13 protein-coding genes are annotated in these 14,676 nt (G+C 30.0%); 10 read left to right on the top strand and 3 right to left on the bottom strand.

Annotation, left to right across the window (positions count from 1 at the left end):
• Positions 1-157 precede the first annotated feature (157 nt).
• The 8 genes from IPM32_07980 to IPM32_08015 all read left to right on the top strand — a co-directional run bounded on the left by IPM32_07980 (position 158) and on the right by IPM32_08015 (position 9,696).
• Positions 158-1,528, top strand: coding sequence for a tryptophanase (locus IPM32_07980; GenBank protein MBK8945195.1), 1,371 nt, complete (start codon positions 158-160; stop codon positions 1,526-1,528).
• Between the two features lie 75 nt (positions 1,529-1,603).
• Positions 1,604-2,416, top strand: coding sequence for a DUF4905 domain-containing protein (locus IPM32_07985; protein ID MBK8945196.1), 813 nt, complete (start codon positions 1,604-1,606; stop codon positions 2,414-2,416).
• A gap of 17 nt (positions 2,417-2,433) precedes the next feature.
• Positions 2,434-2,994, top strand: coding sequence for an AmmeMemoRadiSam system protein A (amrA, locus tag IPM32_07990; protein ID MBK8945197.1), 561 nt, complete (start codon positions 2,434-2,436; stop codon positions 2,992-2,994).
• Complete coding sequence (amrB, locus tag IPM32_07995) at positions 2,991-3,806, top strand: AmmeMemoRadiSam system protein B (protein ID MBK8945198.1); 816 nt, start codon at positions 2,991-2,993, stop codon at positions 3,804-3,806. The genes amrA and amrB overlap by 4 nt, the downstream gene beginning before the upstream one ends.
• Before the next feature lie 127 nt (positions 3,807-3,933).
• Positions 3,934-5,379 carry a glycine--tRNA ligase gene (locus IPM32_08000; GenBank protein ID MBK8945199.1) on the top strand — a complete coding sequence of 482 codons (1,446 nt, stop codon included), beginning with the start codon at positions 3,934-3,936 and terminating at the stop codon, positions 5,377-5,379.
• Between the two features lie 158 nt (positions 5,380-5,537).
• The gene (locus tag IPM32_08005; GenBank protein ID MBK8945200.1) at positions 5,538-6,857 is read left to right on the top strand and encodes an insulinase family protein; all 1,320 of its coding nucleotides are present in this window, start codon (positions 5,538-5,540) and stop codon (positions 6,855-6,857) included.
• Positions 6,858-6,886: 29 nt separating this feature from the next.
• A complete protein-coding gene (locus IPM32_08010) occupies positions 6,887-8,959 on the top strand; it encodes an insulinase family protein (protein MBK8945201.1) in 2,073 nt (690 codons plus the stop codon).
• 119 nt (positions 8,960-9,078) lie between these two features.
• Positions 9,079-9,696 (top strand): HAD family phosphatase, encoded by a 618-nt coding sequence (locus IPM32_08015; GenBank protein MBK8945202.1) that lies wholly within the window; start codon positions 9,079-9,081, stop codon positions 9,694-9,696.
• A 167-nt stretch (positions 9,697-9,863) separates the two neighbouring features.
• Here the strand turns inward: IPM32_08015 and IPM32_08020 are convergent, their stop codons facing one another.
• Positions 9,864-10,199: an ArsC family transcriptional regulator gene (locus tag IPM32_08020; protein MBK8945203.1), complete on the bottom strand. Its 336-nt coding sequence runs from the start codon at positions 10,197-10,199 to the stop codon at positions 9,864-9,866.
• A gap of 99 nt (positions 10,200-10,298) precedes the next feature.
• Between IPM32_08020 and IPM32_08025 the strand changes: the two genes are divergently transcribed.
• The gene (locus IPM32_08025) at positions 10,299-11,435 is read left to right on the top strand and encodes a hypothetical protein (GenBank protein MBK8945204.1); all 1,137 of its coding nucleotides are present in this window, start codon (positions 10,299-10,301) and stop codon (positions 11,433-11,435) included.
• Between the two features lie 51 nt (positions 11,436-11,486).
• Here IPM32_08025 and IPM32_08030 read toward each other — a convergent pair whose 3' ends face one another.
• A complete protein-coding gene (locus IPM32_08030; protein ID MBK8945205.1) occupies positions 11,487-12,761 on the bottom strand; it encodes an outer membrane protein transport protein in 1,275 nt (424 codons plus the stop codon).
• A 125-nt stretch (positions 12,762-12,886) separates the two neighbouring features.
• Entirely contained in the window at positions 12,887-13,816 is a 930-nt protein-coding gene (porQ, locus tag IPM32_08035) for a type IX secretion system protein PorQ (protein ID MBK8945206.1), read from the bottom strand.
• 232 nt (positions 13,817-14,048) lie between these two features.
• On the opposite strand from porQ, the gene IPM32_08040 reads away from it, so the two are divergent.
• Entirely contained in the window at positions 14,049-14,636 is a 588-nt protein-coding gene (locus IPM32_08040; protein MBK8945207.1) for a hypothetical protein, read from the top strand.
• Positions 14,637-14,676: the final 40 nt, after the last annotated feature.

Here is a 14,676-nt window from a genome sequence, read left to right on the forward strand (position 1 = left end):
CTTGTTTAGTTTAAAGAGGAATTTGTTTATTTGCTGAATATAAAATAAGTATAAAAATTATTTTTATCACATAAAAAACTTATTTCAAATAACAATATTCTAAATTGTTACAATAGATTAAAAGAAGTAAGTTTGTGCAATAAAATTTTGAGGAATTATGAAAACAATTATTGAACCGTTCAGAATAAAATCCGTTGAGCCAATTAAATTTACAACAAAAGAAGAGCGAATTAAGATTTTGGAAAATGCTGGTTATAATCCTTTTTTAATTAAAGCAGATGACGTAATTATTGATTTACTTACGGATAGCGGAACTTCAGCAATGAGTGCAAAACAATGGGCTGGAATTATGGAAGGCGATGAATCTTACGCCGGCTCTAAAAGTTTTTACAAGTTTGAAAAAGCTGTAAAAAAAATTACGGGACATAATTTTATAATTCCGACACATCAAGGAAGAGCTGCAGAAAAAATACTTTTTTCAATTGTTGGCGGAAAAGGTAAATATATTCCCAACAACACACATTTTGATACAACACGCGCCAATGTTGAGTTTAGTGGAGCTGAAGCTGTTGATTTGCTAAACGAAATTGGAAAACATCCAGAAATTAAAGCAGATTTTAAAGGAAATATGGATGTTGAAAAATTGGAAGAATTTATATTAAAAGTTGGAAAAGAAAATATTCCACTTGTTATGATTACGATTACTAATAATTCCGGCGGCGGTCAGCCGGTTTCCATGCAGAATATTAAAGATGTAAAATCAATTTGTGTAAAATATAAGTTACCGCTTTTTATTGATGCTTGTCGTTTTGCCGAAAATGCATACTTTATCAAAAAAAGAGAAAAAGGTTATGAGAATAAAAGTGTGCTGGAAATTTCGCAAGAAATATTTTCTTATTCTGATGGCGCGACGATGAGTGCGAAAAAAGATGCACTTGTAAATATTGGTGGATTTCTTTCAATCAACAATGAAGATTTGGCAATGAAGTGCAGAAATTTGTTAATTGTTACTGAAGGATTTCCAACTTACGGTGGACTTGCCGGACGCGATTTGGAAGCAGTTTCACAAGGTTTGGAAGAAATTGTTGATGAAAATTATCTTCAATATAGAATTAGAAGTATTGAATATTTGGGAGAAAAATTGCTGAACGCCGGAATTCCAATAATAGAACCGCCGGGCGGACATGCAATTTATATTGATGCAAAAAGATTTTTGCCACAAATTCCTCCACAAGAATTTCCGGGACAATCAATTGTTTGTGAATTATATTTAGTAGGTGGAATTCGATCAGTTGAAATTGGAAGTGTAATGTTCGGCAAATATGATGAAAATGGAAAAACCGTTTCTCCGCCAATGGAATTAGTGCGTTTAGCAATTCCGCGCAGAGTTTACACACAAAGTCATATTGATTATGTTGCCGAAGTAATAATTGAAGTTTTCAAGAATCGTGAGAATTTAAAAGGTTATAAATTTACTTATGAAGCTCCAATGTTAAGACATTTTACAGCAAGATTTGAGAAAATATAAAATAAAAAATCATTATTTGCTGTTTTGCTAGCATTAAACAATTTATATTAAATTACTACAATTTCTATTGGATTTATGAAACTTAAAAAAACAATTTCCTTTACAGATAAAAACCAAATTTGGCGTTTGCTGATTTCTGAATCTGATAAAATTTTAATTGAAACAAGAGATTTAGAAAGCAAAGAAGTTTTCTATCATTACCTTGATTTGAACAATGGGAAAATAATATTTAAAAATTTTCAGATGGAAGAAAAATTTTGGATTGGTGTAGAAAAAATTTACGATGAAAAAATTATATTTCATCAATATACAAAACCAAATATGCCGGAACATAAAAAAATTATTGTTTATGATATTCAACAAAAAGAAGTTTTATGGCAAAATGATGATTTCATTTTCTTAACAATTTTGGATAATAAAATTTATGCATTCAAAAAAAAGTTTGAAGGCAAAGAAATATTTGTTCTGGATTTTAATTCCGGTGAAATAATTGAAAAAATTGAAAATGAAGATGAGAAACTAAAATTAGTTTTGGGAAATATTAATTCTGAAGATTTTGCAAATTACATTTACCCGGAAACTTTTTATAATAATGACAAGCATATATCTGAAATAGTTGAAAATGAAATTCACGATAAAAGTGGTGTAAGTAATATTGATTTAATAAAATTCAACGATTTGCTAATGTTCAATTATTATATAAAAAAAGAAAATAATTTTCTTGATAATATGTTTGCCGTTTACAATATTGATAAAAAGAAAAAACTAATTACAGAAGTTTTAAACAAAAATATAAATTCTTATTCGCCGGATTCATTTTTCATATACAAAAACAATTTGATTGTTCTCAAAAACAAAGTTGAATTAATTTCGTATAAAATTGTTTAATTATTTAAGGCGGATTTATGGAACTTACCTCACAAGAAAAAAAAATGCTTCTTTCTTTTGCGCATTTTTCAATAGAATCCGGGTTTCGTCCAAGTCATATAAATCTTCCAACATCTGAAGAATTTCCAATTTTAAAAACTAATTCCGGAGCTTTTGTTACAATTACAATTAATAAAAAATTGCGAGGATGCATAGGATATATTCAATCGGATGACGAATTAAGCAAAACCGTTATGGATGCGGCATTTCAAGCGGCTTTTCATGATCCACGATTTGAACCTTTAAGCGAAAGTGAGTTTGCAAAAATTAAATTGGAAATTTCAATTTTATCTGAACCATTTATATTGAATAATTACGATGAAATAATTTTAGGAAAACATGGATTAATTTTAGAAGAAAATGGAAGAAAAGCATTATTGCTACCACAAGTTCCAATTGAACATAAACTTGATAAAGCGCAATATTTATCGGCACTTTGTAGAAAAGCTGGACTTTACGATGAATATTGGAAAACAAAAAACCTAAAATTAAAAGCATTTACTGCAACTATATTTTCTGAAGAGGAAATTTTGAAATGAAAATTCGAGAACCAAAAGTTGCAGGAATGTTTTATCCAAACTCCAAAATTGAACTTGAGAAAATGATTAATGTTTTTTTTGATAATGTTGAATTAGAAGCAAAATTTGAAAATGTTAAAGGAATAATTTCTCCGCATGCCGGATATATATATTCCGGGCAAACTGCAGCATTTGGTTACAAAACAATTATTGGGAAAAAATTTAAAAACGTAATTGTAATTTCGCCAAGTCACAGAGAATATTTTCCTGGAATTTCAATTTATGATGGAGATGCGTACAAAACTCCGCTTGGTGAAATTAAAATAAATTCTGAATTAAGAAATCAAATTTTAGATAAAAGTAATTTATTTTTTTCCGGCGAAGAAGGTCATAGATACGAGCATGCTTTGGAAGTTCAACTTCCGTTTTTACAAATTGCAATTGGTGAATTTCGATTAATTCCAATTGTTATTGGAGATCAAGGCAAAATGTTCGTAGATGAATTAGCTGAAGTTTTATCAAATTTTATTGATGATGAAACTCTATTGGTTGCAAGTTCTGATTTATCACACTTTTATAATAGAGAAAAAGCTCAAATTAAAGATGGCAAAATTGTTGAACACATAAATAAATTTGAGTTTGAAAAACTTCAATCGGATTTAGAAAATAATAATTGTGAGGCTTGCGGCGGTGGAACAATAGTTTCCATAATGAAGGCATTGAAAAATAAAAATATCAATAAATCCAAAGTTCTTAAGCAAACAGATTCTGGAGATATAACCGGAGATTCTTCTGAAGTGGTTGGATATTTATCAGCAATAATATTCAATTAAATTTTCCTTAAAATTTCCATCAATTCAAGAATTACCACACTCCACAAATTCTCAAAAAATATTATATTTGCAAATCTTTTTTAATATAGTGAGGTTTACCATAGCACAGAATAACAGAAATGATGTAATTGAAAAAATTGTATCTCTTGCAAAGAGAAGAGGATTTGTTTTTCAATCAAGTGAAATTTACGGCGGATTAAACGGCTGCTGGGATTACGGTCCGTTAGGTGTTGAACTTTTGAACAATATTAAATCCGAGTGGTGGAAAGCAATGACTTACCGCGAAGATGTTGAAGGTTTGGATGCATCAATTTTAATGCACCCAAAAGTTTGGGAAGCAAGCGGTCACGTTGAAAATTTTACAGATCCAATGATTGACTGCAAACAATGTAAAGCAAGATTCAGATTGGATACTTTGGGCGAAGCAATTGCTGATAAAAAGAAAGAAAAATTATTTGAAGCATTTTTAGAAAAAGTTAATAATGAAATTGTAAAATCAATTATCAATTCAGATAAAAATTTGGATGAAAAATTTGAATCGCTGTTATCAAATAAAGATTTCGCAGATTCATTTTTGGAAGAAATAAATTGTCCTCAATGCGGGAATAAGGGAACTTTTACAACACCAAGAAATTTTAATTTAATGTTTAAAACTTTTCTTGGACCAGTTGAAAAATTAGAAAACGCAATTTATTTACGTCCTGAAACTGCGCAAGGAATTTTTGTAAACTTCTTAAATGTTCAAAGTGCAAGCCGACAAAAACTTCCGTTCGGAATTGCGCAAATTGGGAAAGCTTTCCGTAATGAAATTAATACAAAAAATTTCCTTTTTAGAACTCGCGAGTTTGAGCAAATGGAAATGCAATATTTTGTAAAACCAAGTGAAGATAAAAAAAATTATGATTCGTGGAAAGCAACAAGACTTGAATGGTTTAAAAAATTGGGAATGACACCGGAAAAATTACGGTATCATGATCATCCGGCAAACAAGCTTGCTCATTATGCAAAAGAAGCAACGGATATTGAATATCAGTTTTCGTTTGGCTGGGGAGAAATTGAAGGAATTCATAACCGAACAAATTTTGATTTGGGAAGACACGAAGAATTTTCCGGAAAATCTCAAAAATATTTTGATGAGGAGATTAAAGAAAAATATATTCCATTTATTATTGAAACTTCTGCCGGTGCTTCAAGATCATTTATGGCTTTTTTAGTTGATGCTTATAACGAAGAAGAAGTAAACGGAGAAACCAGAGTTGTATTGAAATTTCATCCAAAACTTGCGCCAATAAAAGCTGCAGTTCTTCCTTTGGTAAATAAAGATGGAATGCCGGAAATTGCTCGCGAAATTGAAAATGATTTACGTCCATTTATGAAAGTTTTTTATGATGATAAAGGCGCTATTGGAAGAAGATACAGAAGACAAGATGAAGCTGGAACGCCCTTCTGCGTTACTGTAGATACACAAACTTTGGAAGATGGAACTGTTACAGTGCGCGATAGAGATTCTATGGAACAAATTAGATTGGATAAAAAAGAGTTGTTAAAATATTTTCTTGAAAAGTTAAGGTAAAGAAAAAGATTAAGAATAAGAGTAAGATTAAGAAGTTGTGTTGATAAACATTTTGAAGAAAGAAGGGAGAAGTATTCTTCCTTTTTTTTTTGTAATTTGGATTAAGTAAATTACTTCAACAAAAAAATAATTTAAACTAAAATTGCTTTAGGAGAAAAATGAAATCAAAATTAATTTTAATGTTTTTGCTTTCCGTAACTTTAATTTTTGCTCAAGCAAGAAAAATTGAATTTACCGAATATGATCTTGATAATGGATTGCATGTAATTTTACATCAAGATAAAACAACGCCAATTGTGGCTGTTTCAATTATGTATCATGTCGGATCAAAAAATGAAGATCCCGAAAGAACCGGATTTGCGCATTTTTTTGAGCACTTAATGTTTGAAGGTTCTGCCAACATTCCTCGTGGACAATTTGATAAAATTATGGAAAGTGCCGGCGGAACAAATAATGCAAACACTTCTCAAGACAGAACTTATTATTATGAAATTCTTCCATCTAACCAATTGGAATTAGGATTGTGGATTGAATCAGAAAGATTATTACATGCAAAAATTGATTCTATTGGGGTTGAAACACAGAGAAAAGTTGTAAAGGAAGAAAAAAAACAACGATATGAAAACCAGCCTTACGGTTCTGTAATTGAAGAAACTTTTAAAAGAGCTTACAAAGTACATCCATATACGTGGCTGCCGATTGGCTCTGCACAGTATATTGATCAAGCAACAATTCAAGAATTTAGAGATTTTTATAAAACATTTTATGTCCCTGAAAATGCAACTTTAGTAATTGCCGGTGATATTGAAATTGAAAAAACAAAAGAATTAATTAAAAAATATTTTGCAGATATCCCAAAATCTAAAAAAATTGTTCCCAGACCAAATGTAACCGAACCACCTTTAACTGTTGAAGTTAGAGATACAGTTTATGATAATATTCAGCTTCCGCTAGTTCTTCAAGCATATAGAATTCCAGCTTTAGGTACGGAAGATTTTTATTCATTAGAAATGTTAACAACACTTTTAGCTTCCGGGGAAAGTTCACGTTTGCAAAAAGCTGTAGTTGATCAAAAACAAAAAGCCATGAATGTTGGAGCTTTTCCATTTTCATTAGAAGATTCCGGACTATTCATAACATACGGAATAAGCAATATGGGAATTACAGCAGATGATTTAGAAGCTGCAATGCAAGAAGAATTAGATAAATCAATTAAAGAAAAAATTAGCGAAATTGAATTTCAAAAATTGCGAAATCAAATTGAAAATGATTTTGTAAGCGGAAATTCTACAGTTGCGGGAATTGCAAATAATTTAGCAACATATAATGTTCTTTATGGAAATACCGAGTTAATAAATTCTGAAATTGATAATTATATGAAAGTTACAATTGATGATATCCAAAATGTTGCACAAAAATATTTAACAAAAGAAAATAGAGTTTTACTTTATTATTTACCAAAATCAGCTCAACAATAAAAAGTTTATAATGAATTGGAGAAATTAAGATGAAATTTAAAATTGTAATTTTATTTATTCTTTTTGGAGTGTTAAGCTTGGTCGCCCAAGTTGATAGAACAGTTCAGCCAAAACCGGGACCGGCACCGGAAATAAATATGGGTGAATATCAATCATTCACTTTGGATAATGGTTTAAAAGTATTTGTAATCGAAAATCACAAACTTCCCAAAATTAATTTCAACTTAATTAGTGATCGAGATCCTATTTTAGAAAAGGAAAATACCGGTTATATTGAATTAGCCGGACAACTTTTAAGAAGAGGAACATTAACTCGATCAAAAGAAAAAATTGATGAAGAGATTGATTTTATTGGAGCAAACCTAAATACTTCGGGTTCAAGTATTTCCGGTTCATCACTTACAAAACATTTTGATAAGTTGATGGAAATATTTTCCGATGTACTTTTAAATTCGGATTTCAAGCAAGACGAATTAGATAAACTTAAAAAGCAAATGCTTTCCGGTTTAGCTGCATCCAAAGAAGATCCTGAAGCAATCGCATCAAATTTAAGAAGTGTTTTAACTTATGGCGCCGATCATCCATATGGAGAAGTAATGACGGAACAATCAGTTAATTCAATTTCTTTAGATATGTGCAAAAATTATTATAAGAAATTTTTTAAACCAAATATTGGATATTTAGTATTTGTCGGTGATATAAATTTAAAAGAAGCAAAAAAAATTAGTGAAAAGTTTTTAAGTAAATGGGAAAAGGGAATTGTTGAAAATTTTTCTTATCCAACTCCAAAAGCTCCGTTAGTTACAAAAGTTGGAATTTCAAATCGTGATGCTTCGGTTCAATCTGTTGTGAATGTAACTTATCCCGTTGAGTTAGAAAAAAATAGTCCGGATTTAATAAAAGCATCCGTAATGAGTGCAGTTTTAGGCGGAACATTTTCTGCAAGATTAAATCAAAATTTGCGCGAAAAACACGGCTACACTTATGGTACCGGAAGTTCTTTAAATTCCGATAAAGTTATTGGTAATTTTAATGCTTCGGCGACAGTTAGAAACTCAGTAACAGATAGCGCAATTACAGAAATTTTTAATGAATTGAAAAAATTACGAAATGAAAAAGTTCCGGAATTAGAACTTGAAAGAATTAAAAGTTATTTAAATGGAAGTTTTTCTCGATCACTTGAAAATCCGCAAACCATTGCGCGCTTTGCATTAAATATTGCAATGTATAATCTTCCAAAAGATTATTATAAAAATTATCTTAAAAATTTAAGCTTAGTAACTGCTGAAGATGTTCAAGAAATGGCAAAAAAATATTTGAAACCAAGTAATGCGCAAATAATTGTAGTTGGAAACGCAAAAGAAGTTGCAGAAAATTTAAAGAAATTCAGCATAAGCGGAAAAGTTCAATATTATGATATTTATGGAAAAGAATACGATCCAAATGTTAAGAAAGTTGAAGAAGGAATTACTGCCGAAAATATTATTGAAAAATTTATTGAAGCAACCGGCGGAAGAGAAAAAATTTCTGCCGTTACAGATAAAATAGTTGAATACAAAGGCGTTGTTCAAGGAATGAATATAAAATTGACAATGGCTCAAAAAGCTCCGAATAAACTTTTTCAAGAATTAGATTTTTCTGTCGGAAAACAAACAACAGTTTTTGATGGAGAAAAAGGAAAAGTAGAAGGAATGGGACAAGTGCAAAATTTGGAAGGTGAAATGCTTGAAGAACTGAAATTCCAAGCAATCTTAAATTCGTTTTTAGATTATGCAAAAAATAATGTTAAAATTGAACTTGACGGAATTGAAACAATAAACGGAAAAGATGCTTATAAAATTATTTCAACAATTCCATCCGGAAAAAAATCAACGCAATATTATGATAAAGAAACTAGTCTGAAAATTCGTGAAGTTAACAGTGTAACTTCGCCGCAAGGAACTTTTACACAAACAATTGATTTGGATGATTATAGAGATGTTGATGGAATGAAACATCCGTTTAAACTTGCGCAGACATTAGGACCGCAATCAATTAATTTGGAAGTAACATCGGTAAAGACCAATTCTGGATTGAGTGATTCAATGTTTGAAGTAAAATAAAATTATTTGAAAATTAATTAAATCAATAAAGATCCGATCTTTTTAAAAGAGCGGATCTTTTTTAAAAAATACATCAGAATCAGAATGATAAACTTTGCAAATTAGAAAGTTTGAATAATATGAATAAAAGAAAATATACCACAATTGTTTTCGATTTGGGAAATGTACTTTTACCATTTGATCATCAAAAATGGGTGAAAAATTATAATTTAATTCAAAACGGATTAGGTGATAAATATTTTAAAAAATATCTTGAGAATTACACAATTCATAGAGATTATGAATCGGGGAAAATTTCTGAAGAAGAGTTTATAAAAATAAATTTGGAATGGTTGGAAAATAAAATTTTCGAAAATGAATTTTGTAAAATATTTTCAGAAATATTTACAATGAATTTGAATGTTATTGAATTACTTCCGAAACTTAAACAAAATTATAAATTAGTTTTGCTTTCAAACACAAATCACATTCACAAGAAATTTGGATGGGAACAAAATAAGTTTTTAGAAAATTTTGATAAATTAATTCTTTCGCATGAAGTTGGAGCTGTAAAACCGGAAGAAAAAATTTATAATGCCGTTGAAAAATTTACAAATGAACCAAGTGAAACCCATATTTTTATTGATGATATTTTGGATTATGTAAACGCAGCAAAAAATTTAGGCTGGGATGGAATTCAATTTATTGGTTACGAAAATTTAGTTAAAGAATTTAGTGAGAGAGAAATTTTGTTTTAGATTTTTTTCATTTTGTTCTCTTAATCTTACTCTTAATCATAATCTTAATCTTTTTATTCTTTAAAATAACAGAGAAAGTTTAGGATTAAGAGTAAGAAAACTACAAAAGTAATTCATCTTTTGATTTTATAATCTTGAAAATCTTGAAATTTTGGAATCTTGCAATTTTATTTCATCCATTCTTTCCAAACCTCTGGTTCATAACCGACAGTAACATCTTTTCCATTTCTAACAATTGGAGTTTTTAAGAGCAGCGGATCGGAAAGAAGTTCATCCTTTGTATTAAAAATCATGTATTTTAATCCGCGTTTCTCAAACTGCTTAGAATTTCTATCAATCAAATTCTCTTCATCAATTTTGAGAAGAATATTATCCAATTCACCAGCACTAATTCCTTTTTCTGCTAAATCCCTAAAATGAATTTGAATATTTCTTTCCTTAAAAAATCGTTCAGCCTTTTTTGTGTTGTTACATTTTTTTGTGCCGAATATTTGAATATTCATAATATTTACTATTTTGATGTGGGAACAATTTTTTTAATGTTTAGTTAAAAATAGAAATCTTAAAACAAATTACAAATTTTCATGAAGACAAAAATATTTATCAAAATTGGAATTCTGACTTTTGTTAGCAATTTTTCAAATGCACAAAATGTAAAATTTGATTCGCTACTGAATTCCGGAATAAACCAAATTTACAATATTAAATTTAATGAAGCTGAGAATACATTTTTAAAAGTTCAAAAAGATTTTCCCAAACATCCCGCCGGAAAATTTTTTGATGCAATGATTGTTTGGTGGAAAATAATGATTGATCAAGACAATGAAGAATATGATGAAATATTTGAACAAAAATTAGAAAACGTAATTGATTTTTGTGATGATTTACTTGACGAAAATGATGAAAATGTTGACGCAATATTTTTCAAAGGCGGATCACTTGGATTTAGAGGAAGATTATATTCAATTCGTAAAGAATGGTTTGATGCAGCTTTGGATGGGAAAGATGCACTTCCGTTAGTTTACGAAGCTTATGAAATCGATCCGAAAAATGAAGACGTAAAACTTGGTTTTGGAATTTACAATTATTATGCGGAAGCAATTCCGGAAAAATATCCATTTATAAAACCAGCGATGATGTTTATTCCTAAAGGAGATAAGAAAAAAGGAATTGAACAGCTAAAAACTGCTTCGCAAAAAGCAAAATATGCGGCAATTGAATCGAAGTTTTTTTTACTCACTTCATTTTATCAATTTGAAGAAGATTTTGATAAAGCACAAACCTATGCTGAAGAATTGACCAAAATGTTTCCTAACAATCCGATATTTGAAAAATATTTGGGAAGAATTTTTATAAAAAAAAATGACTACACAAAAGGCAGCAGAATTTTTCAAAGTATAATCGATAAACATGATAAAAAAATAACTGGTTATAATAAAAAGGCAGTGAGAGAAGCTAGTTACTACGTTGGTGTTGAGCAAATGAGAAGAAATCAAATTGATTTGGCTAAAAAGAATTTTAAAATTTGTGAAGAAATTTCAAGAAATCTTGATAAAAATGAAGATGAGGAATCTGGATTTTTAATAAGTGCGTTAGTTTATTTGGCAAAAATATATGAGCAAGAAAGGAATAAAATAGAATCAATAAAAATTTATGAAGAATTATTGAAATTAAAGGATTATAATAATTCACATGATAAGGCAAAAGAATCGTTAAAAAGATTGAAAGCTAAGAAATAAAAAGCATACAAAAGAACCGATCTTTTCTGGAGATCGGTTCTTTAAAAAATATTATAAACCGATATTTAAACCTACGCTAAAAGCAAACACATCAAGTTTATGAATACCACCCATATTATGATTACCTTGCTCAATGTCTCTTTCAGCACCCAGCAAATACTCTAAAGCTGCTTCAACAGTATAATTTCCAAGAGAATAACCAAAACCAGCTGTTACAACATGATTTGTAGACGATGGGAATAATACATTTAAAGTTTCGTCTGGAGCCGGAGCTGGATCATAATAATAACCTAATCTTAAAGCAGTAACCGGAGTAACCATATATTCTCCACCTAAACGAATTTGAACAGCATCTTCCCAATCTAGTTTAAATTCATTATCACCTTGAGCAGCCATAGCAAGTTTCCAATATGAGTTATCATATTCAGCAACCAATTTATCAAGTTCTGACCATTGGCTATATTGAGCGTCTAAAGTTAAAGTTAAACATTTATTTGGTTTATAAGCTAAACCACCGCCAATCCACAAAGGCCAGGTAACATCTCTATCAAAATCACTTTCGCCTGGGCCGGGAGCAATTCCCATTGTAGGAACTGTTGGTAAAGCTGGGAATAAAGTGTTTTTAGCAGTTCCGCTCATTGCAATAGTTGTCGCTAATCTAATTGTTGCTCCAGCTGCTAATTGATCATTAAATTTGTACTTTAAACCTATTGTTGCACCAAAACCCATTCCAGTTGATTCTTCTTCAAATTGACGAAAACCTAAACCTAAAGCTACGCCATTTGCAATAAATTGTTTCATGTCAAACATTGCATAAGAAATGTTTACAGCTAATCCAACTGAAAATTGATCATTAACTTGATAAGCAACAGCTGGAGAAATACTAATAACTCCAATTTGTGAAAGAAATTCTGTTCCATTTGCACCAGCACCAGCAAATTCTGTCGGATCCCATTCTGCTCCAAGTCCAGCTGGAACGTAAATACCAAGAGCTAATGCTAATTTATCCATTCTATAGTTTGCTAATAATCCGCCGGTAGGATAAATATTTGAAGCTGTTGAAGCATCAATACCAGCAAGATCCATTTTGTATGATCCAATTGGCATAACACCGGTAAAATATGCGAGAACAGAAGCTTTTTGATCAGCTAAACCAGCCGGGTTCCAGTAAATTGCAGTAGCATCGTTTGATAAAGCAACAAATGCACCGCCCATTCCTAAAGCTCTTGATCCCAAACTATTTAAGCTCAGCCCATTTGCAAAAACACTAGATGAAATTGCAAATGTTAAAATAACACTCAAAGTCAGTTTAAAGATTTTTTTCATTGCCCCTCCATAGTTAGTTGGTAAAGTGGATTCAAATATACTACTTTTGAATTCTATTTTGCTAAATAATTTTTGCTGGGGAATCAATTATTTTTGATATAAATAGGATAAAAAGTGAGGGAAAATTAAAGTTTTGTAGAAATTCCTATTCTGTGAATTGCACCAACTTCGCCATAAGAAGAAAAAGAATAATCAAAATTATAGTTTGAAACTACAATGCCAATTCCTAAATTTATTCCGGCTAAACCAGCTGTTCCACCAATTTTAAATTCTTTACGTTTTTCATTATCATAGCCAAGCCTTAACTTCACGATATTACTTAATCTAAATTCGCCACCAAATGTAAATTGTTGGAATCTTTCTCCAAAAGAATCATAATTTCCGTTTAATTTATTTAGAGATGCAAAAAATGTAAACGGAAGATGAAGCAATGTTTTAGAAAATCCAAATCGAATATCCAGAGGAAGTTTTTCTTCATACGAATAGTATTGTGAAATTTGCGAACCAAGATTCAATATTGAAAAACCAAAATTCCATCTTTCTTCCGGAATAGAATAATGAAGTCCCAAATCTGCTGCAATTCCGGTTGAAGAACGATCTGCAATTCCCGAATAAATAAATTTAAGATTTGCACCGTAGTAAAAATTATTTCCAAGCAAATTTGAGTAGCCGATTATTGCTGCAAGTTCACCGGCACCAAATTCACCGGTTTCAATTCCGTCGATCGTTCTGCCGTCGAAAGTTCCATAATTTATATATTGAACAGCAGCACCAAATCTTCCAATTCCTTCAAATTCATGAGAATATGAAAGTGCGGCAGAATTTATATCCAATAAATGTTTTACAAACGAAAATGAAATTGGGGATTCCTTTAAGTAACTTATTCCCGCTGGATTATAAAAAATTACATTTGGGTCATCGTTGTTTGAAACAAAACTTCCGGCTAAAGCAGAAGCACGCGGACTTTGATCGAGCATCAAAAATTTAAATGTTTCTTGACCGAACAAAGTAAAATTGAAACCCAAAACTAAAATTATTACTGCGGTTTTTTTCATAAATACTTAAAATTTGATAGGTGATTTTAAAGATAAAATATTATAAAGGCAAGATGATATATTTTTGCCCTAACATAATTTTTAATTCAAAAGGAACCGAATACCTAAAAATTGAGTAGAAACAATAAATAAAATTTAGAAAAAGACAAATCGGTCAGCAGATTCTACATTTTTTTTTGATATTTAATTGGGTATTTTGCAATCCAAAATTTAGAATTTTCGGTAAAATTTTTTGAAATTAACACTTATAATAGTTTTTGCATTTAATTTTGTTTTAGTAGCACAAACTAAAACTAACTTAGAAATCGTTGATTCACTTATCGGAGTTTCAATATCTAAAATAAATTCTACACAAATTGATAAAAATCAAAATTTTGAGTTTAAATTCAATTCTCCGCAAGAATTTAGCGCATTGTCAAATTCCGTTATTGAAAAAATGCAAAATGTGGGATTTAAGTTTAATAAAGACGAAAATAATTCTGAGGTTTTAAATTATTCAATAAAAAATATTCTGGTTGAATATCCTGAAATGTTTAGAGATGGAATTTTTGGTGAATATTTAGTTAATAGAAAAGTTGAATTAGAAAGTTCGTTTTATTTTAGCGCAAATGGTAATTTAAGCAAAGTTGAAAATTTTGTATATAATTATTCTGATACTTTAGCTTACGAAGAAATTAATTCCGTTCAAAATATTGCTTACGGATTTACTTCTCCGGAAATTCCAAGTGAACCATTTTTTTCAAGTTTAGTTGAACCAACTATTGCAATTGGAACAGCTGCTGTTGCGGTTTACTTATTTTTTAATGTGAGAAGTAAATAAATTTTAATAAATATTTTTAAATGTGATTTAGGAAAAATAT

Source organism: Ignavibacteriota bacterium, from assembly GCA_016716225.1.
GTDB lineage: Bacteria > Bacteroidota > Ignavibacteria > Ignavibacteriales > Melioribacteraceae.